At 37.6% G+C, this 22053-nt stretch carries 22 protein-coding genes and 1 other annotated feature; of the genes, 4 read left to right on the top strand and 18 right to left on the bottom strand.

Annotated elements, in window-relative coordinates; all coding sequences use genetic code 11:
* Positions 1–27: 27 nt before the first annotated feature.
* From F601_RS0104100 to F601_RS0104090, 3 genes are read right to left on the bottom strand one after another with little or no spacing between them, the layout of a single operon-like run.
* A complete protein-coding gene (locus F601_RS0104100) occupies positions 28–891 on the bottom strand; it encodes a shikimate dehydrogenase (RefSeq protein WP_018164403.1) in 864 nt (287 codons plus the stop codon).
* Entirely contained in the window at positions 881–1558 is a 678-nt protein-coding gene (gene aroD / locus F601_RS0104095; protein WP_018164402.1) for a type I 3-dehydroquinate dehydratase, read from the bottom strand. Before aroD ends, F601_RS0104100 begins: the two co-directional genes overlap by 11 nt.
* On the bottom strand, positions 1555–2718 hold the full coding sequence (locus F601_RS0104090) for a class I SAM-dependent rRNA methyltransferase (protein ID WP_018164401.1): 1164 nt from the start codon (positions 2716–2718) through the stop codon (positions 1555–1557). Before F601_RS0104090 ends, aroD begins: the two co-directional genes overlap by 4 nt.
* Positions 2719–2927: 209 nt before the next feature.
* Between F601_RS0104090 and F601_RS0104085 the strand changes: the two genes are divergently transcribed.
* Positions 2928–5081 (top strand): LTA synthase family protein, encoded by a 2154-nt coding sequence (locus F601_RS0104085; protein ID WP_155979155.1) that lies wholly within the window; start codon positions 2928–2930, stop codon positions 5079–5081.
* Positions 5082–5347: 266 nt separating this feature from the next.
* Here F601_RS0104085 and rplT read toward each other — a convergent pair whose 3' ends face one another.
* The 5 genes from rplT to F601_RS0104060 all read right to left on the bottom strand — a co-directional run bounded on the left by rplT (position 5348) and on the right by F601_RS0104060 (position 7865).
* Positions 5348–5707 (bottom strand): 50S ribosomal protein L20, encoded by a 360-nt coding sequence (gene rplT, locus F601_RS0104080; RefSeq protein WP_000124834.1) that lies wholly within the window; start codon positions 5705–5707, stop codon positions 5348–5350.
* A 54-nt stretch (positions 5708–5761) separates the two neighbouring features.
* Positions 5762–5962 (bottom strand): 50S ribosomal protein L35, encoded by a 201-nt coding sequence (rpmI, locus tag F601_RS0104075; RefSeq protein ID WP_018164399.1) that lies wholly within the window; start codon positions 5960–5962, stop codon positions 5762–5764.
* 38 nt (positions 5963–6000) lie between these two features.
* Positions 6001–6531 carry a translation initiation factor IF-3 gene (gene infC, locus F601_RS0104070; protein WP_018164398.1) on the bottom strand — a complete coding sequence of 177 codons (531 nt, stop codon included), beginning with the start codon at positions 6529–6531 and terminating at the stop codon, positions 6001–6003.
* Between the two features lie 14 nt (positions 6532–6545).
* Positions 6546–6674: a sequence feature (ribosomal protein L20 leader region), on the bottom strand.
* Positions 6675–6697: 23 nt separating this feature from the next.
* Positions 6698–7378 carry a (d)CMP kinase gene (gene cmk / locus F601_RS0104065; protein WP_018164397.1) on the bottom strand — a complete coding sequence of 227 codons (681 nt, stop codon included), beginning with the start codon at positions 7376–7378 and terminating at the stop codon, positions 6698–6700.
* Between the two features lie 13 nt (positions 7379–7391).
* Complete coding sequence (locus F601_RS0104060; protein WP_018164396.1) at positions 7392–7865, bottom strand: SAG1386/EF1546 family surface-associated protein; 474 nt, start codon at positions 7863–7865, stop codon at positions 7392–7394.
* 45 nt (positions 7866–7910) lie between these two features.
* Here F601_RS0104060 and F601_RS0104055 point away from each other — a divergent pair, with 45 nt between their 5' ends.
* On the top strand, positions 7911–8108 hold the full coding sequence (locus tag F601_RS0104055) for a ferredoxin (protein ID WP_018164395.1): 198 nt from the start codon (positions 7911–7913) through the stop codon (positions 8106–8108).
* On the opposite strand, the gene F601_RS0104050 is transcribed toward F601_RS0104055, so the two are convergent.
* The 10 genes from F601_RS0104050 to ccpA all read right to left on the bottom strand — a co-directional run bounded on the left by F601_RS0104050 (position 8095) and on the right by ccpA (position 19891).
* Complete coding sequence (locus F601_RS0104050) at positions 8095–8586, bottom strand: EbsA family protein (protein ID WP_018164394.1); 492 nt, start codon at positions 8584–8586, stop codon at positions 8095–8097. The genes F601_RS0104055 and F601_RS0104050 overlap by 14 nt on opposite strands.
* Before the next feature lie 59 nt (positions 8587–8645).
* Complete coding sequence (gene pepT, locus F601_RS0104045; protein ID WP_018164393.1) at positions 8646–9866, bottom strand: peptidase T; 1221 nt, start codon at positions 9864–9866, stop codon at positions 8646–8648.
* Between the two features lie 265 nt (positions 9867–10131).
* Positions 10132–11325, bottom strand: a complete 1194-nt coding sequence (locus tag F601_RS13480) for a hypothetical protein (RefSeq protein WP_018164392.1) — start codon at positions 11323–11325, stop codon at positions 10132–10134.
* Between the two features lie 205 nt (positions 11326–11530).
* The gene (locus F601_RS0104035; protein WP_018164391.1) at positions 11531–12133 is read right to left on the bottom strand and encodes a PepSY domain-containing protein; all 603 of its coding nucleotides are present in this window, start codon (positions 12131–12133) and stop codon (positions 11531–11533) included.
* 39 nt (positions 12134–12172) lie between these two features.
* Positions 12173–13201 (bottom strand): DUF3114 domain-containing protein, encoded by a 1029-nt coding sequence (locus F601_RS0104030; RefSeq protein ID WP_018164390.1) that lies wholly within the window; start codon positions 13199–13201, stop codon positions 12173–12175.
* Between the two features lie 65 nt (positions 13202–13266).
* Positions 13267–15216, bottom strand: coding sequence for a threonine--tRNA ligase (gene thrS / locus F601_RS0104025; protein WP_018164389.1), 1950 nt, complete (start codon positions 15214–15216; stop codon positions 13267–13269).
* Between the two features lie 343 nt (positions 15217–15559).
* Positions 15560–15892, bottom strand: a complete 333-nt coding sequence (locus F601_RS0104020) for a nucleoside triphosphate pyrophosphohydrolase family protein (RefSeq protein ID WP_018164388.1) — start codon at positions 15890–15892, stop codon at positions 15560–15562.
* Between the two features lie 346 nt (positions 15893–16238).
* On the bottom strand, positions 16239–17573 hold the full coding sequence (locus tag F601_RS0104015) for a glycosyltransferase family 4 protein (protein ID WP_018164387.1): 1335 nt from the start codon (positions 17571–17573) through the stop codon (positions 16239–16241).
* A gap of 1 nt (position 17574) precedes the next feature.
* Positions 17575–18573 carry an LTA glycolipid anchor biosynthesis glycosyltransferase, IagA/BgsA family gene (locus tag F601_RS0104010; protein ID WP_018164386.1) on the bottom strand — a complete coding sequence of 333 codons (999 nt, stop codon included), beginning with the start codon at positions 18571–18573 and terminating at the stop codon, positions 17575–17577.
* A gap of 316 nt (positions 18574–18889) precedes the next feature.
* On the bottom strand, positions 18890–19891 hold the full coding sequence (gene ccpA, locus F601_RS0104005; protein WP_018164385.1) for a catabolite control protein A: 1002 nt from the start codon (positions 19889–19891) through the stop codon (positions 18890–18892).
* A gap of 219 nt (positions 19892–20110) precedes the next feature.
* On the opposite strand from ccpA, the gene F601_RS0104000 reads away from it, so the two are divergent.
* The gene (locus F601_RS0104000) at positions 20111–21196 is read left to right on the top strand and encodes a M24 family metallopeptidase (protein ID WP_018164384.1); all 1086 of its coding nucleotides are present in this window, start codon (positions 20111–20113) and stop codon (positions 21194–21196) included.
* Between the two features lie 7 nt (positions 21197–21203).
* Complete coding sequence (locus F601_RS0103995; protein ID WP_018164383.1) at positions 21204–21707, top strand: NAD(+) diphosphatase; 504 nt, start codon at positions 21204–21206, stop codon at positions 21705–21707.
* Positions 21708–22053 lie beyond the last annotated feature (346 nt).

The following is a 22053-nucleotide window of genomic DNA, read 5'->3' as shown; positions in this document are numbered from 1 at the left end:
CTCCTTTCCTTCTTATTCAAATTAAACTTATTTGTACTTCTTCTCTAGTTCTTTCCAAATCTCATCACTTGGCATTTCCTGACCTGTCCATGCCTCAAAAGCTTCTGCTGCTTGGAAAAGAAGCATTCCCAATCCATTGATAGCTTTAAGTCCACGGCTACGCGCTAACTTTAAAAATGGTGTTGCAAATGGTTGATAGATGACATCAGCTACTTGGAGATTTTCAGGGAAAGTCATATCTTCGCTAACAATCATAGATTTTCCATCCATACCAACACTAGTAGCATTGACAAAAAGATCTGAAACTAGAACTTTTTCCTGAATTAGCACTAAATCTTCTACTGGAAAAACCTCAATAGCGACACCTGTCTTTTGAGTTAATTCTTTAGCTTTGGCTTTAGTTTCTTCTAAAAAATCCGTCTGATTAAAGATATTAATCTTTTGAGCACCGTTTAGAGCAGCTTGTGTAATTAAGGCAGTTGCCGCGCCGCCTCCACCAAGAATAGTCATGACTTTATCTTTGACTTCAAAAGCAGCAAATTTTTCTAAACTTTTGAAAAAACCAATTCCATCTGTATTGTGACCAATCAGCTTGCCATCACGATTGATAACAGTATTAACAGCCCCAATCAATTGTGCAGAATCTGTCAATTCATCCATATATTGGATGACAGTCTGCTTATATGGCATAGAAACATTGATTCCCCACATATCATAGCGACGGATATTCTTGACTGTTTCTTCCAAGTCTTCCTCAGGAATGTCCCAAGCTACATAAACACCGTTGATACCTAACTTATCAAAGGCATAATTATGGATAAAAGGAGAAATAGAGTGCTTAATTGGTCTCGCAACAACCGCTCCTAATCTAGTATGTCCATCAATCTGCATCAAGTACCTCCCTGATTTTTTTCATATCTGACAATGCAATCTGACCTGGAGCACTGGCTTGCTCGAGACTTGCAAATGTCCAGCATGAGCCAACGACATCACCAGCTAAACGAGAAATCTTTCCAAGTTTTCCCATAGACATAGTCGCATATTTTTGTTCTGGATTGAGTGCTTTAAAACCACGAGTATAATTCATCAAATCCAAGACATCTTGCTCACTTTTTGGCATCACTGCAATTTTAACCACTCTTGGAGCAAGAGCAGTTAACTCAGAAAAAGCTTCCATCAAATTTTCTGGCGTTTCTTGGAAATTATGATAAGAAAGCACCAAATTAGGATATTCCAACATTTGTTGGAAAGCTTCCATATGAGAAAAATATTCAAAATCGATATAGTCTGGATTGAAAATGGCATTGACATCCTTTATTAACTGGACATACTCTTCATCAGTCAGACTAATATGACCGCCTTCTTTATCTGTTCTAAGGGTAAAGATGACTTCTCTTCCTGCGAATTTTTCAAAAATAGCAGGTGCAACTGTCATAATGGCATCTTTTGGCAGAAAATCTGCGCGCCATTCGATGATGTCAACATCTTCATATTTGGAAAGATCTATTGCTTGAGCCTCTTCTAAATTTCGAGGCATAATAGGAACTACTATTTTCATTGATTAACCTTTATTGTATAAACTTTTAAATAATTACTGCTGACATCAGCTGGGTTAGTGGCAAAATCGCCTGGAAGTTGTTTTAAGTCAATATAGCTATGCTTTATTGAACCAAAACCTTTCTCAAGTTGCTTTTTAAATTGTTCAACTGTCATATTAGCAGCATTGGTAGATGCTATAATAGTCCCTTTAGGGTTTAATAATTCAACAGCTTGAGCAATTAATTTATGGTAGTCTTTAACTACTGAGAAAGTTTGTTTTTTATTTCGAGCAAAACTTGGTGGATCAATAACAATAACATCGAATTTTAAATCTTTACGCTTAGCGTATTTAAAATATTCAAATACATCCATCACGATAAAACGATGGTTATCGGTTGGAAGACCATTAGCATCAAAGTGTGCCTGAGATAATTCACGTGATCGTTTTGCTAAATCTACTGAAGTTGTCTCCGAGGCTCCGCCCATAGCTGCCGCTACAGAGAAGGCTGCTGTATAGGAAAACATGTTTAAAACTGTTTTTCCAAGCGCAAGCCCATTGACCAAAGAATCACGAACTTCATGCTGATCAAGAAAAATCCCTGTCATCAAACCATCATCCATAAAGACTGAATAGCGAACGCCATTTTCCAGAATAGTAAATGTGTCTGGTGCTTCCTGACCATATAAATGTGCTGATTCATAGTCTAAGCCTTTGAACCTAATCTTTTCATAGCCACCTTTAATCTCTGGATAAACTGTTTGAAATGCATCAACAATTACTGCGCTAAGATTGTATACAAATGGGTTATACCAAGAAAGCAAAGCATAATCACCATACAAATCAATAGTCAGTCCACCAAAATTATCGCCATCTTGGTTGAAAACGCGATAAGCAGATGTCAGATCTGATTTTTCATAGGAATGTCTTTTCTGTCTAGCTTGTTGAAATAATGCAACAAAGTACTCCTTAGTCAAGTCCAGAGATTGATTCGAGAGAAACCAACCAATCCCTTTATTTTGATTTGAGAGATAAGCAGTACCTAAAAACTGTCCTTTCGAGTTATGTAGGTTTACCAATTCATCACCGCCTGTTACATTTTGAAAATCACGACCATCCAATAATTGGATACCTCGTCTAATTTTCTTCTCAGCTAAATGATCCACATATAGTTTTTTCATAACCCCTATTATAACAGAAATCATGGTATTTTGCCAAATTTGCTTGAAAGTGCTTTATTTGCACTTTTCCATTGAGTTACAAATTTAAATTTATGATATAATTTAGATTGAGATTTTGTCTTTTAGGAAAAAAACAGTAAGGAAATTTTATAGTGAAAAAAATAAAAGATTTTGTCCTTCATGTTATACACACACGACTGGGCTTCATTATGACGCTCCTGCTAATCTATTGGTTAAAGACCATGTGGGCTTATCATGCCGATTTTAGCCTCGATTTAGGAAACCCATATCAAGTTTTTCTCTCCCTTATTAATCCAATCCCTATTGGATTGCTTCTACTTGGGATAGGACTTTATATCAAGAAAACTAAGCCATTCTATATAGTAACTTGGATTATCTATGCTATTATCAATATTCTTTTAATTGCTAATTCTATTTACTATCGAGAATTTTCTGATTTCATTACCGTCAGTGCCATGTTGGCCAGCAGTAAGGTTTCAGCGGGTCTAGGTGATTCTGCACTGAACTTACTAAGGGTTTGGGATATCTTTTATATATTAGATTTTCTCCTGCTCTTGATTTATTTCATTTGGAAAAAAGTTAAGAAGTTAGATGCTTTCAAGCTAGATACAAGACCATTTAATAAGAGAGCAAGTTTTGCAATCACTGCTCTGTCCGCCTTGACTTTTTCAATCAATCTCTTTTTAGCAGAAATTGATCGCCCCGAACTATTAACACGTGGTTTTTCCAACACTTATGTCGTAAGAGCTCTAGGTCTGCCAGCTTTTACTGTCTATAGTGGTAATCAAACTTACCAAGCCCAAAAGGAACGTAATCAGGCGACAGCTGAAGAACTCGTTCAAGTCAAAGAATATGTTTCTGAACATTATGCTGCTCCAAATGAAAAGTATTTTGGTATCGCTGAGGGTAGAAATGTATTCATGATTCATTTGGAAAGTTTCCAACAGTTTTTAATTGATTATAAACTCCAGATGGATGGTCAAGAATATGAGGTTACACCCTTCATTAACTCTCTTTACCATTCAAACAGTACTATCGCATTCTCAAACTTCTTCCATCAAGTTAAGGCTGGAAAAACTTCAGATGCTGAGACTTTAATGGAAAACTCCCTCTTTGGCCTCAATAGCGGTTCCTTCATGGTTAACTATGGTGGTGAAAATACTCAGTTTGCAGCTCCAAATATTTTAGCTCAAAATGGTGGTTATACAAGCGCTGTCTTCCACGGAAATGTGGGTTCATTCTGGAACAGAAATAATGCCTATAAACAATGGGGTTATGATTACTTCTTCGATTCAAGTTATTTTTCTGAACAAGATGATACAAACTCTTTCCAATATGGTCTAAACGATAAGTATATGTTTGCTGATTCTATTAAATACTTAGAGCACATGCAGCAACCATTCTATACTAAGTTTATTACTGTCAGCAACCACTATCCCTATACAAGTCTAAAAGGTGAGGCAGAAGAGGAAGGTTTCCCATTAGCTCAAACTGATGATGAAACCATTAACGGTTATTTTGCTACTGCAAATTACCTCGATGCTGCTCTAAAATCATTCTTTGAATACCTAAAAGCGACTGGTCTTTATGACAATTCTATCTTTGTTCTCTACGGAGACCATTACGGTATCTCAAATTCTCGTAATACTAGCCTGGCTTCTTTATTGGGCAAGGATTCCGAAACATGGACAGAATACGATAATGCTATGCTCCAACGCGTCCCTTATATGATTCATATTCCTGGATATACAGAAGGATTTATCAGTGATACTTTCGGTGGTGAGGTTGACTCACTTCCAACTCTCCTCCATATCTTAGGGATTGATACAAGCAACTATGTTCAACTTGGACAAGACTTGCTATCACCTGACAATCAGCAAACAGTCGCATTTCGTACCTCTGGAACCTATGTCACACCAGAATATACAAGTTACAGTGGTCGTCTCTACTATACACAAACAGGTTTAGAATTAACCAATCCAGATGAAGAGACATTGGAAAAAACTAAAGAAATCCGCGCTGCTGTTTCTAAGCAATTATCTGTTAGCGATCAAGTTCAAACTGGGGATTTACTCCGATTTGACACTGATAATGGCTTGAAAACTGTTGATACTACAGCTATCTCATATACTAAATCACTTAGTGCTATGAAAGCTATCGAAAAAGAATTAGGATCAGAATCAACTAGCTTATTCTCAAAATCTGGAAATAAGAGTACAGTTGATTTATTCCAAGCTCCAAGCTACTTACAACTACATGAATCAGATAGCACTGAATCTAGTGATAACAAAACAGAAACCAGTCAGTCTAGTTCTTCTGAAGAAGATTCCAACAAACAATAATATAAAACACGTTTCAGAAAAAACTGAAGCGTGTTTTGTTATTAACAATAATCATTTTTACAGACAAGTTTGCTTTTTCAATCATTCTTCTCGCTATTTGGAAATACTCAATGAAAATCGGACTAGATAAACTGACATTAGCACACTAGGCTGATGGAGCTATTGATAAACTAAAAACTTATCTTTATATTTTCGAAGAATACAGATATATTGAGCTACAATTTTTTTAAAACAAAAAGAGTTGAGAAAACTCAACCCTCTAGTTATTATTTACCAAGTTTAGCTTTAGCTGCATCTGCAAGAGCTGTAAAAGCTGCTGCATCGTTAACTGCCAAGTCAGCAAGCATTTTGCGGTTAACTTCGATTTCAGCCAATTTCAAACCATGCATCAATTGTGAGTATGACAAGCCGTTCATACGAGCTGCCGCATTGATACGAGTGATCCAAAGTTTGCGGAAGTCGCGTTTTTTCTGACGACGGTCACGGTATGCATAGTAGTATGAGTTCATTACTTGTTCTTTTGCAGTACGGAACAAGATGTGTTTTGCACCATAGTAACCTTTAGCTAATTTAAGAATACGTTTACGACGTTTGCGTGATACAACGCCACCTTTAACACGTGCCATTTATATTTTCCTCCAAATAGTTCTCTAAAATCTAATTATGCTCAACACTAACGATTAGCGCATTTGTGTAAGCATTGCTTTAATACGTTTGAAATCTCCAGCATTTACCATTCCTGCTTTACGAAGATGACGACGTTGTTTTTTAGTTTTTCCGTGGAAACGGTGTGATGTAAAGGCACGGAAACGTTTCAATCCACCAGAACCTGTACGTTTAAAACGTTTAGCTGATGCGCGGTGTGTTTTTTGTTTTGGCATTTTAGAATTCTCCTCTTAAAATATAGTTAACTAGACAATTATTTCTTGTCAGGAATTGGTGCAAGTTGCATAAACATTTGGCGACCATCCATCTTAGCTCTTTGCTCGATAATGGCGATATCTTGAGTTGCCTCCGCAAAATCTGCAAGTACCTTAGCTCCAATTTCTTTATGAGTAATCATACGTCCTTTAAAACGAATAGAAACTTTAACTTTGTTACCTTTTTCAAGGAACTTACGACCGTTACGAAGTTTTGTTTCAAAGTCACCTTTGTCGATAACTGGGCTGAGACGAACTTCTTTTACAGTCACAACGCTTTGTTTTTTACGTTGTTCTTTTTGTTTCTTTTGATACTCAAATTTGAACTTACCGTAGTCCATAATTTTCGCAACAGGCGGTGTAGCTTGCGGTTGGATTAAAACCAAGTCGACATTTGCCTTATCTGCGAGAGCTTGAGCCTCTGAAAGTGGCTTAATGCCTAATTGTTCACCTTCAAGACCAATTAAACGAACTTCGCGGACACGAATTTCGTCGTTAATGAATAGATCTTTCTTAGCTATGATCTTCACCTCTTCATTTTTTTAGAGAAAAACGAAAGCGGACCTGATAAATCAAGCCCGCACACATTCATAATATTCCTAATGGAATCTTGACATGTTGGGCCAGACAACCTTAGTCGCAAGGCGAGAAGTTCTCACTTCTGCTTTTCTCATTGTTAATAGTATAACAGGAGATTTACCCTCTGTCAATAATTTTCTCCGCTTTTTCTTGAATAAATTTTACAACACCTTGAATGTCTACTCCAGTAGTATCAAAAGTGATGGCATCATCAGCTGCTTTTAGCGGTGATACTTTGCGATGACTATCTTTATAATCACGCGCAGCAATCTCTTCTTTTAAAGTTTCGAAATCTGTTTCAATTCCTTTTTCTTGGTTTTCTTTAAAACGGCGCTCTGCTCTTTCCTCAACAGAAGCAATCAAGAAAATCTTTAGTTCTGCGTCTGGTAAAACAACTGTACCAATGTCGCGTCCATCCATTATGATGGCTCCCTTGCTTGCAATACGTCTTTGTTGATTAACAAGTTCTTGGCGAATTTCAGGAAGTGCTGCAACCCATGATACATTGTTAGTCACATCATTTTGTCTGATAGCTAAGGTAACGTCTTGATCTCCAAGAAAAACAGTTTGACTTCCATCTTCAGCACGCCCAAAAGAGATTGGTGACTCTGAAAGCAAAGTCAAGATAGCTTCTACATCTTTATCTTTTAAATCATTTTGCAGAGCAAGATAAGTTGCACAACGATACATAGCTCCAGTGTCTAAATAAGTATAGCCAAGATTTTTAGCGATAATCTTGGCTACCGTACTTTTTCCACTAGAGGCTGGTCCATCAATAGCAATTTGAATTGATTTCATAATTCCTCTTCTTCTAATTTATATAAACAGCATCACCAGGGTTGGCATACCAATAACCCATTGTCATATGTTCAGGATTCAGTTCTTGTAGCTGTTCTACGCTGATTCCAGCTCGAGCAGCAATTGATGCAGCCCCTTCACCAGGCAAAACCGTAATGGTTTCGCCACGAGCTTGTGATGAGGATGCTTCTTCACTTTCAGACTCTGACTCAGAGTCTTCTTCAACTTTAACTTCTTCTTTACTTTCTTCTGTCTCAGTTGCTACACTGCTTGAAGGTGCACCATAAAAAACCGATGTTTCCTCAGCTCTATTACTGCCGCCATTTGAAGTGTAAAAAACTACAAACAGAATAGCTAATACAATAACAAAGAATGCTGCCAATAAAGCCGTTAAGAAAGGTGTTGTAAACACTCTATTTCTTGACTTTCTTGCCAAACCACCTTCCTTATTATCCACCATCTTTGTTGTCCATGGTTTTTTTGCCATGATTTCCCCCTTGTTAAATCAATTAATCCGTATTACAATATTACTATGAAAGTCTCACTTATTCCAGAAAAATGTATCGCTTGTGGCCTTTGCCAAACCTATTCTGAACTTTTCGACTATCAAGACGATGGTATTGTCAAATTTACTGATAGTGACGATTTAACAAAAGACATCTCAGATAGTGATGTTGATGCACTCTTAGCAGTGAAAAATTGTCCGACCAAAGCTCTTACAATCTCGTAGGAGCTTTTTTGTCGTCCTTATAAAATTCAAAATAATCCAATCCTGTGAAATTATCAATCAAATCAACTTCTCCCCTAAAATCAGGGTGAACAGCCAAAGCATCTAAAAAGTACTTTTTAGGCCATTTACGCATGTAAAAGATGCGCTTAGGTTGATTTTTAATAACCAAGGTTATATTTGACTTAGTAACTTCCACTTTTTGAATTTGAGCAATGGCAACCTTGGATTTTCTAAAAAAATTCAAGGATACAATGTTTAATTTTCCATTTTCATCGATAACAAAATAGCGATGGAAACCTGATCCAAAAAGAACAATAAAGATTCCAAATAGAATAAATACTTGGCTCGGAATCTTTGTTCGTTCGAACAAGAGCGACAAGGCAATAAATATCGGTGTAAATGTTAGAGACCAATAAATAATTGACCAAGATAATTCTGGTTGCCAGTGATATCTCATTTTACCAAATAATTTAATCATCAAGATACCCCCTGTTAGCTCTATTTTAGCATATTTCTATATTTTTTTCTTAAACTATTTTAAGATTTTGCAATACCAATAATAACATCAACGGCTTTTTCCATAGTTTGTAGACTGACAAACTCAAAACGCCCGTGCATGTTCTCACCACCAGCAAAAAGGTTTGGTGTTGGTATCCCCATGAATGAGATTTTAGAACCATCTGTTCCACCTCGAATCGGCTCGATTACTGGTTCGATATCAAGATTTTCCATTACTTTTTTGGCGATTTCAATTGGTGTCATGTCTTTTTCAATAACTTTTTTCATATTGTAGTATTGATCAGTTAACTTAACAAGAACACGCTCGCTTCCAAGTTCCTCATTCATCTTATTTGCGATTTCTTGGACAAAAGCTTTGCGATTTTCAAAAGAGGCATCTTCAAAATCACGAATAATATATGAACTAAATGCCTGATCTACCGAACCACCCATACCATGAAGGTGATAGAAACCTTGATAACCGTCGGTTTTTTCAGGACGGTCTGCTACTGGCAATTGGTTGTGGAAGTCAATGGCTAATTGCAGAGCATTAATCATTTGATCCTTAGCAGTTCCAGGATGGACATTTCGGCCCATGAAGTCAATATCAAGAGCTGCTGCACTAAAGGTTTCATATTGGAGTTCCCCAAGTGGTCCGCCATCTACCGTATAGGCAAAGTCAACATCAAAGTCTTCTACATCAAATTTATTAGCACCGATACCGATTTCTTCATCAGGTCCGAATCCCACTCGAATGTCACCGTGTTTGATTTCAGGATGGGCTACTAAATATTCTATAGCCGTCATAATTTCAGCGATACCTGATTTATCATCTGATCCGAGGAGTGTTGTCCCATCAGTTGTAATCAAAGTCTGACCATGGTAGTTATTCAGATTTGGAAATTCTTCTGGAAGAAGTGAAAATCCAGATTGTCCAAGCTTAATTTCGCCACCTTCATATGATTCAATGATTTGTGGATTAACTCCTTCAGCGTTGAAATCTGCTGTATCCATATGTGCAATAAACCCAATTTTGCGCGTTTTACTGCTATCATTTGACGGTAATGTACCAACAAGATATCCATTTGACGATAAATAGTGAACATCTTGCAAACCGACTTTTTCCATTTCAAGTTTTAAGACATTGAGAGCAAAGTCAACTTGACTTTGTGTAGACGGTGTTGTTGTGCTTTCTGCATCACTACGTGTATTAACTTTAACGTATGTTAGAAAACGATCCAACAGGTTTTCATATGACATAAATAATTTTCCTATGAGTCATTGTGTCCTTGTAAACAAATTACTTCGAACAACTCGCTCAACTGTTTTCCTTTCACTTTCTTATTGTTAGCGTACCTTTTCCAATAGAAAAAAATACGGGAATAATATCATTAGTATTATATCAAAAAAACAGCCTTTTGGGCTGTTTTTCAATGCTATTTTACAGAAGATTTGAGATAAAATCTTAAATCAAAATTTAGATAAAACCTGTGTAAAACTTTGAATATTACTACTATTCTTAAAGCTATTCTGCAGCATACCAGCCAATGCCTTCATCACGCCAACCTAATTTGACAAGGTAATCACGTTCAGATGCTGACAGTGTGTAGTGATGGCTCCCTGCTTTTTTAGCGTTTGGATTGTAAACACGATAAACAGGTTTATCGCCACCCGAATACCAATTAACACCTTCATATTTCCATCCTACTTTCACAAGATAATCACGCTCTCCTACTGAAGTTGTGTAATGGTGATCCCCAGCATTAGGGTTGTAGAGGCGATAAACTTCTGCTCCATTTGTTGGAGCTTGCCAGCCAATGCCTTCATCACGCCAGCCAATTTTACGCAGGTTATTTCGTTCTGAAACTGTACTTGTGTAGAAATGCTCTCCAGAATTTGGATTATACAAACGATACATCGGTGCTATGTTTTCTAGAATAGTTACCTTAAAAGGTTCCATAGCAACTTCCTGTACCACCCATTTTGATGTTAATCCAAGTCGATTAAGCTCATCAGCAAATGCTTGATTTTTACTAATATCAGATAGTGAATAGTGAACTGTTACTTCACCAGGTTTTAATGCCTGCCATTGACCTTTTTCATCAAAACTTAGAATAGATGAATCAGAAACCGTAATATTAAAAGAATATTCTGTCTGTGCCAAATAGTGATCGGCTGGACGTTTTAATTGTCCTGTCTGTCCAACAACCAAATTTCGAGAAAGACCTTCAGCCTCAAAACCAGTAAAATGCGGGATATCAGAAACTGTAACATCCACAAAAACAGCAACCTCATTTACAATCATTTTAAGATTATCCAAACCTAGCTGTTTCAATTCCTTTTTGTGACTATCACCGTTACTCAATCCAAATAAAACTTGAGTTTTTCCTGGTTTTAGCGCTTTCCAGTTACCAGCTTCATCAAAGCTAAGGATACTAGGATCAGAAACTTTCATGTCGAAGGAATAAATCGTATCTTTTAAAGGTGAATCTTTCGGACGACGAATTTGTCCTGTTTGTCCGACAATTAGATTTTCAGAAAAGGTACTTGGTTCATACTCAGAGCCACCAGTACTGTAAAAAATCTTATCTTCTACTGAAGATGAAATGTCTGAAGTTTTAGGCTCACTGTTTCCTATTGTTTCATCTGCATTAGCTACATAGCCAATATTAGTCAATAACACGATGCATAATAAAAAATAAAGTGATTTCTTTTTCAAATAATCTTCCTCCTGAAATATTACTCCTATTGAAATGAGTGCGTTTTCAACAACACCTCTTATTTTATCAATTAATAAATTTATTTCAAGTGAAAACTTACACAATGTAAACATTAGTGACTATTTTGTCTAACTTTTAGAAGGTTTCAACCCAAAAAAAACACCTTCATTTTATTTTGAAGGCGTTTTTTAATCCAGAAGTCAATTAGTCATCAATTGGCTCACTTATTTTTTCAATAATCTCACCAGTTTCTGCTGCAACAGTATATTCATATTCTAAACCATTTGCGTAATCTTTAAACTCAACTTCATAAACTGGTAAGGCAGTCTTATTTCCAATTTCAATCGTCAATTGACTTACTGCGTCTTCCGTTAAACCTGCATCTCCAAGCGCTCTCAACTTAACCTCTTCCCAACTGATACTATTTTCTGTCGGCGGAGCAAGCTCTACTTCTGTCTGACTTGAATCGCTTATGACTTCATTGGAAGAATCTTGGATAAGTTCGGCATTTTTATCAATTTCTTCCTCTAAAACCTTTCCAGTCTTGGCATCGATTGAATAACTAAAGTCTCCGTCAGAAGTTTCAAAGTCAACATTGTAGGTTGGTACTAATCCAGATCTTTCTTTTTCAACAAAAGAATAAGTAACATCTGTCTTTTCCACACCTGCTTTATCATAAGCGATCTGAAGAGCATCAGACATTTCTAGCTCATATCTAAAATGACTTGAATAGTATAGCGCTCCAGCTGAAAAAACAGCTATAGTTGCTAGACCGCTTAGGAGAATGTTTTTTGTTTTCTTATTCATGGATAGCACCTCACTTTTCTTTTAATCATGCAATAAAAATCAACTCTTGGAAATTAAGCGTTTCATCCGCCTGATTTCTCTTGCTACCAGTTTAGCACTGCTACGATTATTACTAGCAAAGAGCCCTTTTCTATTAAAATAACTCCAATGATAATCTTGTGATGTTAAAGATAGTCTTCTTTTTTGCTTATTTGGTGATCGATAGCCCTTTACTGTCTGTTTTCTAAACTTTGGATCATGGGCTTTTACAGGAGCAATATCCAGTTCCCAGTGACGTTTATCGTTTTTCTCTGCATAATTAAAACTAGCCCCATTGATGATACCTTTATCCCAAACTCTCTCGGCATCAACTTCATTTAGGAAATTTCCCTCATTATCAAGGATAAATTCCGTATGAAAACCAAGTAAAATCTTGATGTTGATTGAAAAATGACCATTAGGGTACATGGCATCGTCACCCATAAGACTCAGTTTATTGTGAAGACGAGCCGATTCATAAAGCGTGTAATCCGCATTTCGACGCCACCAAGTCTGACCTTTTTTTCTTTTTAGGAAAATAGCTAGCGCTTCTCTGTCACTTAATCCTGGTTGTTTAAAGTGGTTTCGAATATATTGAGCTTGCTGGCTAGAAATGACATAGCGAAATTGATGAATTTGTTTAGCAAAAAGAGTTTTCTGACACATTTTGCTTCCAACAAAAACAGAGGAAACCACGCTGGCAAATGATTTCCAAAATCCATGATCCGGTGGTAAATCAGGTGATATTCTAGCCACCAAATAATCATTTTGCTCTAATTCTCCAGATAAATCTTTTGGAAGATCCGCCATCTTAAGTACAATCTGTAACATTTCCTCCCTTGAATGCCAGAGCTCTGCATTTCCCCAAAGGTGAAGGAAAAGAGGAGAGCCGATTCTCAGGTCAGAAAAATCAAGATTCTGATTCATAGCCGCGACGAGTAAGTCTGTTGACCAGCCAAATGATTGACATTCAAGAATAGTTTTCACTCGTCTGTAGTTGGCTCTCAAACCATCTTGGCTAAACTCACATTTTCTCAATTTTGACCACATTAAGCACTCTCCTTTATAAGCCTATTATAACAAAAAGAAGCCCATTAGGCTTCTTTTATCAGTTCTTATTCAGCTTCTGCTGGACGTGATTTACGGGCAATATCAGATAGAATATTTTCCACAAATTCATCAATTGTTTCGGTATGTGTTGCTTTTGAACCGTAACGGCGGACGTTAACCTCACCGTTTTCTTGTTCTTTATCACCGACAACTAATTGATATGGAATCTTGCTGGTTTGTGATGCACGAATCTTGTACTGCATTTTTTCATTGCGGTCGTCCACATCAGCACGGATGCCTTTATCGCGAAGTTTCTTAGCAACTTCCCAAGCATAGTCAATGTGAGCTTCGTTTGAGATTGGGATTACTGTAACTTGGTGCGGAGCCAACCATGTTGGGAAGGCACCTTTGTAGTTCTCAATTAGGATAGCTGTAAAACGTTCCATTGTTGAGATAACACCACGGTGAATCATAACTGGACGGTGTTCTTCACCATCAGCACCGATGTATTTAAGGTCAAAGCGTTCTGGAAGAAGGAAGTCCAACTGGATAGTTGACAACGTTTCTTCGTTACCAAGAGCAGTCTTAACTTGGATATCCAATTTAGGACCATAGAAAGCTGCTTCACCTTCTGCTTCAAAGTATTCTGCATCCATTTCATCAAGGGCAGCTTTAAGCATGGTTTGCGCGTTTTCCCACATTTCGTCATTATCGTAATATTTTTCCTTATCTTCAGGGTCACGATAAGAAAGACGGAAACGGTAATCAGTCAAATTAAAGTCTGCATAAACATCAATGATGAGTTGAAGAGCTTTTTGGAATTCTTCCTTGATTTGCTCAGGTGTGACGAAAAGGTGACCATCATTAAGAGACATCTCACGTACACGTTGAAGACCTGAAAGGGCACCTGATTTTTCATAGCGGTGCATCATGCCGATTTCAGCGATACGAATTGGCAATTCACGGTATGAGTGTACATGGTGTTTGTAGACTTGAATATGGTGCGGGCAGTTCATTGGTCGAAGAACAAATTCTTCACCATCACCCATGTCCATTGTTGGGAACATGTCTTCTTTATAGTGAGCCCAGTGTCCAGAAGTTTTATAGAGCTCAACTGAAGCCAATGGTGGTGTGTAAACGTGTTGGTAGCCTGAAGCCAATTCTTTATCTACAATGTAGCGTTCCAATTCACGACGGATTGTAGCGCCATTTGGCAACCAGATTGGAAGCCCTTGTCCCACTTCTTGTGAAATGGTGAAGAGGTCAAGCTCTTTACCAAGTTTACGGTGGTCACGTTCTTTAGCTTCTTCACGCATTTGGAGGTATTTTTTAAGGTCTTTCTTGTCAAACCAAGCCGTACCGTAAACACGTTGCATCATGGCATTGTCAGAGTTTCCACGCCAATAAGCGCCAGCCACATTGAGAAGGTGGAAGACTTGGATACGTCCAGTTGATGGCACGTGAGGACCACGACAAAGGTCAACATATTCGCCTTGACGGTAGATTGTCAATCCACCTTCGTCCTCTGAATGCTCTTCGATCAATTCCAATTTGTAAGGATCGTTGGCAAAGATTTGGCGAGCTTCGTCTTTTGTCACTTCTTCGCGGATTGATGGGAAGTTTTCTTTGACAATTTTCTTCATTTCTTCTTCGATGCGAGGAAGGTCTTCGTTTGAAATTTGCCCTGCTGTATTGTCAGTGTCGTAGTAGAAACCATCTTGGATAGCTGGACCAACACCCAAATGAATATCTGGGAAGAGGCGTTTTGCAGCTTGTGCAAAGAGGTGAGCTGCTGAGTGACGAAGAACACCAAGAGCATCTTCGTGATCAGGTGTCACAATTTCGATGCTACCATCTTCAGTAATAGCACGAGTTGTGTCAATAAGTTTTCCATTGAATTTACCTGCCAAAGCTTTTTTAGCAAGTGATTTGCTGATAGATTCAGCGATTTCAAAAGTAGTTACGCCAGATTCGAATTCACGAACAGCGCCGTCAGGGAAAGTAATTTTGATCATGATTTAAGATACCAAGTCCGACTAGAAAACGACTGAAAAATAGGAAGTTGGCAGGAAATCCTGATTTCCTAGACAACTTATCTTTTTTCCGAGTTTTCCGGACGGGTTCGATTCCTTTCTTTAATTTTTTAATATCAATAATGTTTGGGAGTGGGACAGAACTCGACAGGCCTAAAAAGAGTTCGTAGTCCCACCCCCGCAAGGCCTAGTAGGATAATACGAGCTTTGAAAAAGCGAAGTATTGTTCACTAGGCTACTGCGTCTTGGTTATATTCCGAACTTTATTACAGAGACTTGGACTTTTTGCCCAGCCTCACTAGGGTGAAAAATATTTGTTAGAGCTTCACTCGACATCTTCTTTAGCTTGAATACCCAACGACTTTTCTTTTTGGGATATGAAGGTAGTCATTTCTTTTTGGATATCGACTTCCAATCGATTCGACAACTCCAAGAGCCACCAGATATTCTCGGCTAGTTTTTGTTCCATGGTATAGGGCGTCTCATCATAGTATCGACCTTGCTTAGTCATAACCAGACGATTGAGATTTCCAATATCATTGGACAGAGCTAGCAAGTCTTCTTGGATAGACCACTCTTTACCATGGTGTTTGACTTCTAAATCGTGGTAGGCTTTACGAATTGCAATACTTCTAGAAATTAAGTCATCTGAAAGCATCAATAAACTCCCTCTAAAAAGAAAAAACGACATCCTCAAAAGGACGTCGTAACGTGGTTCCACCTTAATTTATAGACGACAAAAAAGCCGACTAACTCAGATTGGCTATATCGTGGCCACCGTTTTATGTTTGCATAAAAACGAGGAAGGAGTATCAAGTTAATCATCATACGTCATTCACAGCAACAGACGCTCTCTCAAAAGATTTCCTTAACTCAACATGTCTTCGTAGAATATTATAGCACGATGGCTATTTTTTTCAAGATTTTTTATACTTTTTCTTCTAATTCACATCAAAAAGAGTAAAAACTTGTCTTTATATCTTCTCGAATTAGTTTAACATTTCCTAATCTAAAAAGTCTCTGACTACTTCAACTAATCGTTTTGGTGCTTTGACAGCTTTAACAGAGCCTTTTACGGTCGCTTTTGCTGCTTGCGATGGCAATTTTATGGCTGTTTTGGCTAATTTAATGGAACGATCTGTTTTTGAACCCTTGACAGTTAGTGAAAATTTCTCTTTTTTCTTACTTTTTTCTGAGATAAGGACATCAAGGTAAAAGGCATAGGCTGATTTTCCAAAATGTTCTGCTGAAATTTCATATAGTTTTTCTTCGTGTTTTTTGGCGTCTAAGGCAGGTGTTTCAGCAATAGCATCCAAGATAGCATCTGCTAAATCTTCTTCACGATAAAAGAGGGTTCCAAACATTTTGTTATCAATCAAATCATCTAAATAGGGATTGCCATGAGCGATGACAGGTGTCCCACTTGCTAGACTTTCTGTGTAAGTCAAACCTTGGGTCTCACTAGTTGATGCGCTAATGAAGAAATCTGCTGCACGATAGTAGACAGCAACTGATTCATGAGCAACCATCCCTGTAAATACAATAGCATCCACAATACCAAGTTTTTCTGCCAATTCCTTCAAATCGTTTAAATAGGGACCATCCCCGACAATGACTAATTTTACTTTAGGATTTTCAACAAGAACTTCTGGTAGGTGTTTGATAATAGCTTGAATATTCTTCTCTGAAGAAACGCGTGATAGGCTGAGCAACATTGTGTCATCAGTTGCTACACCAAGTTCTTCTCTAAGTGCGACTTTGTCAGCCTCACTAATGTCATCACGAATATAATCATTCAGATTGATTCCTGTTGGAATAACACGCTTGGGAATTTTGACTTCATAGTCATCCAAGATATTTAATACAATTCTTGTTGGACAAATGACACCATCAAGGTCATTCAAGAAACCACGCACTATGTATTTAACCATACCTGGTTTGATGAGTTTCCCATTGGCGATATACTCAACATAGTCTTCATATTGGGTATGGTAGGTATGAACAACTGGGATACGTAGCGCAGCTGCCACCATTTTCCCTAGTAAACCTACGCTGAACTCAGTCTGTGTGTGGATCAAATCTAACTTATATTGCTTTGCTATTCTATATGAAGAAATTAAGCCACGATACACGACGCGACGATCTGTAAAGGAGATAAACGGAACGCTAGGAAGTCGAATGATTGTCGGGTCCTCGAAGCGTTTGACATTCTTGTCTGTTGTAGTGAAAATGTAAACCTCGTGCCCCTGTTTTTCTAATTCCTCCTTTAGAGTCCGAATACTTGTCGCTACTCCGGATACTTGGGGAAAATAGGTATCTGTGAATAATCCAACTCTCATCCTAAATCTCCATTACTCTTTCATAAACCTCTACTAGTTGATGAGCAACTTTATCAAAACTGCGACTTTGAGCAACCTCATAGCCTTCTTCAGTCTTGTTGCTTTCTCCTGATAAAACGCGATTCAAAGCTTCAACAAATCCATCAACATCACTTGCTAAATCTGCAGAATTATCATCAATCCATCCCTTATAAACAGGAATATCTCTTAATACGGTATGTTGACGGCTAGCTAATGATTCCAATACAACAATGCCTTCAGTTTCTTCACGACTCGGGAAGAAAAAGGCATCGCTACCAGACATTGCTCCTTCAAAAACATCACCTTTAATGTATCCAGCGAAAGTTACATTAGAAGGATGTTCTTTTTGAACAATACGACGCACTTTATGTGGAATTACTAGTTTATTAGTCTCTCCAAACCAAATAAAGCGAACATCAGGCATTTTTTCAGCGACTTTGACGAAATCATCTATACCCTTTCTGATAAAATATAAGCCCGCACACATGACCACTTTCTGACCTTCCTCAATACCAAAATAATCACGGAAAGCTTTCTCCTTATCAGGATTTGGTCCGTAGTGGCTTAATTCAATACCATTTGAAACAGGATAGATGGGAGTTTTAATACCATAATTCTCAATTAGTGATTTTGAATATGCTGTTGGGGTGATGATGGCATCTGCTTTTCTATAAAAATGACATAAATAATGTCTGAAAAGAGGAGCTATTTGATTAGAAAAAATAAAGGAATCACGAAAATCCTCTTCTGTTGAGTGACCATGCATGATTACTTTTTTTCCATTTTTCTGAGCTGTCCGCATTAATTGCCAACTTTTGAAACCATAGGTATTTATATGAACTATATCATAATCATCTTTAGGATTTGTTGTGTAGTCTTGACCAACATGTTTTAGAGCTCGTTCTTGGTGTTTAATGGCACGCCCAATACCAGATTTTCTTAAATAATTCTCGGCTTCGAGATATAATAGCACTTTCATATGCACTATTATAGCTTATTTTCTGTAACATTTCATTAGCAAACCTTAAATTCAGTCTAAAGTATGATGCTTAGGCTTTTCAAAATGCCTTTGTCAAGGTCTGATACTCTTTTAAAATCAAATTGGCCTTCTTTTACCTAAGTTATCTTTGAGGTTGTAACAATAAAATTGATACTATCAATAGTGACCCTACACCTCCACCACAATCAGTTATAAATACTCACTTAAATTCAGAAATTGTAGTCATTTCAATAGAAATTAATGTAACCTCTACTATTATCATAAAAGGAAAAAACCTGCTCGAAAGCAAGTTTTTTTATCGTGTAGATCCACGACGAGTGATGCCATGGTTTAAAAGAATTTCTTTTTCATCAAGTTCTTCTTTACCCATAATCTTAGTTAACATACGCATGCTGACAGCACCTAGGTCGTAGACTGGCTGGCTGATTGAGCTAAGATTTGGACGAGTGTATTGTGTGATTGGGGAGTCATTGCTTGTGATAATTTCAAAGTCTTCTGGTACTTTCTTACCTGCTTCAAAAAGTCCGTTAAGCAATCCAGCTGCCATTTCATCTTCTGCAACTACTGCAGCTGTGGCACCTGAATTAATCACGCGCTGAGCTAAATCAAATCCTTCTTTATAGTTATATTTAGCTTCAAAAACAAGGCCTTCTTTAAACTCAAGGTTGTTTTGTTTCAATCCTTGTTTATAGCCTGCGAGGCGAACTTTACCATTAATATCATCAATTAATGGACCAGAGATAAAGGCAATTTTGTCATGGTTTTCTGCTAAGATATCAACAACATCTGCCATGGCTGCCTTATAATCAATATTGACACTTGGCAATTGATGGTCAAGATCAACAGTACCTGCTAAAACAATTGGAGTACGAGAACGTGAAAATTCTGCACGAATCTTGTCAGTCAAATGATGTCCCATGAAGATAATGCCATCCACCTGTTTGGCAAACAAGGTGTTAACAACATTAACTTCTTTGTCATCATCCTCATCACTTGATGCAAGAACGATATTGTATTTATACATAGCCGCAATATCGTCAATCCCTTTGGCTAAAATTGAAAAATAGCTGTTGGCAATATTTGGGATTACAACACCAACTGTAGTTGTTTTCTTGCTTGCAAGTCCACGTGCAACTGCATTTGGACGGTAATCCAAACGGTCAATGACTTCTAAAACCTTTTTTCGTGTATTTTCCTTCACGTTCTTGTTGCCATTTACAACACGGCTAACTGTCGCCATAGAAACTCCCGCTTCTCGTGCAACGTCATAAATCGTAATGGTATCATCTGTATTCATTTGAGTCTTCCTTTCTATTTGAAAATTACGCTTTCACTAGTATTTTATCACCTTTTGGAAACACTTTCAAGTCAAAAGCACCATTTTTTGAAAACTTTTTCAAAAAAATTTATCCATCTCTTGATTTTTTGTTGGTTTCGTGAAAAAATAGTAGCTGTAAAAGAGCTGTTTTGTTCCTGATCAACAAACAGTTTCTAATCAATGGAAAGAAGGCTTTTTATGTCTAAATTATCACAAATTTGTGCCTATCTTAATCAAGAAGGTGCTAATATTGCTGTCTTCTCAGATCCAGTAACCGTAAATTACTTGACTGGTTTTTATTGTGATCCGCACGAACGTCAAATGTTCCTCTTCGTCTATAATGACAGCGCTCCTCTTCTCTTTGTCCCTGCTCTGGAAATAGCTCGTGCTTCTGAAGCCTTGGACTTCCCTGTATTTGGTTATCAAGACTCTGAGAACCCTTGGGAGAAAATCAAGGCGGTGCTGCCATCTACAGACAGCAAAAAAGTCTTTGCGGAATTTGACCACCTCAACGTCACCAAATTTCAAGGTCTACAAACGGTCTTCCAAGGACGTTTTGAGAACTTAACCCCATTTATTCAGCGTATGCGTCTGATTAAATCTCAAGATGAAATTGACAAGATGTTAATCGCTGGGGATTTTGCTGACAAGGCTATGCAGATTGGTTTTGATAACATTTCTCTTGATGTGACTGAGACAGACATCATTGCTCAGGTTGAATTTGGCATGAAAAAACAAGGCATTAACAAAATGAGTTTTGACACCATGGTCTTAACTGGTAACAATGCTGCCAATCCACACGGTATCCCAGGAACCAACAAAATCGAAAATGATGCTCTGCTATTGTTCGACCTAGGGGTGGAAACTTTGGGCTACACTTCAGATATGACCCGTACGGTTGCTGTCGGTCAGCCTGACCAATTCAAGAAAGACATTTATGAACTCTGTCTTGAAGCTCAGTTGACGGCTCAGGATTTTATCAAACCTGGTGTCACTGCGGCTGAAGTTGATGCGGCTGCGCGAAATGTCATTGAGAAGGCAGGTTACGGGGAATACTTTAACCATCGTCTGGGACATGGTCTAGGTATGGATGTGCATGAGTTTCCATCAATCATGGCTGGTAATGATATGGTCATTGAGGAAGGCATGTGCTTCTCAGTTGAGCCAGGTATCTATATTCCTGGTAAGGTTGGTGTGCGTATTGAAGACTGTGGTTATGTGACAAAAGATGGCTTTAAAGTCTTTACTCAAACGCCAAAAGAATTGCTTTACTTTGAGGGGTAATTAGATAATGTCTTTAGCTAAGATGAAATATTGCTCTGAATGTGGTCATGCACTTATTGATAAAGAACTTGACTACGAGGGCATCATCCCATACTGTACTAATTGTTCTGCTTTTCGTTTTCCGGTTTTTAATACTGCTTGCAGTATGATTGTGCAAAATGAAAGCAAAGATAAAATTCTCTTAATCAAGCAGTACGGCAGACCAGATTATATCTTGGTTGCTGGCTATATTTCTCAGGGGGAAAATGCTGAAACGACTGTTGCGCGTGAGATTAAGGAAGAACTTAATTTAGAGACAACTTCGATCTCATTTAATGCAAGTCAGTACTATGAAGGAAGCAACACACTCATGGTTAACTTTGCAGTGACTGTGACAGGTGATGTTCAGGATAACCACGAAATTGATGACTGGGCTTGGTTCTCAATAGAAGATGCTAAAAAAGCCATCAAGGACGGCAGCTTAGCAGAGAAATTTTTGCTCAATTATTTGCAGGAATCAAATACAAGATAATTTTATCTATTAATAACAATAGGGGAGTTGAAAATTATTTCACCTCCTCTTATTATTTGTCTAAGTAGTTAGTGTAAAATAATACTCGGAAAAACGTTTACATGTTTTCAAAATAAAAAAAGTCCTATATCCTAGGAAATGACGAAATAACCCAAAAGGATATAGAACCTATGACTATTGTAACAAAGATTGGAAAAATTTTAAAGACTAGTAAACATTTATCTGAGTTAGAAACAGAAATAATGAGTTTGATGAGTAAGGTCTTTACAGAGAGTTTGGCTCATTGCTTAGAACGCTTAGATAAGGAACTTATTTCAGACTACCATAAGGATGGCTGGGAGATTGA

It is taken from the genome of Streptococcus henryi DSM 19005 (genome assembly GCF_000376985.1).
GTDB lineage: Bacteria > Bacillota > Bacilli > Lactobacillales > Streptococcaceae > Streptococcus > Streptococcus henryi.
The sequence above is the reverse complement of the archived record's forward strand: the minus strand, read 5'-3'. Positions and strand labels throughout refer to the sequence as shown.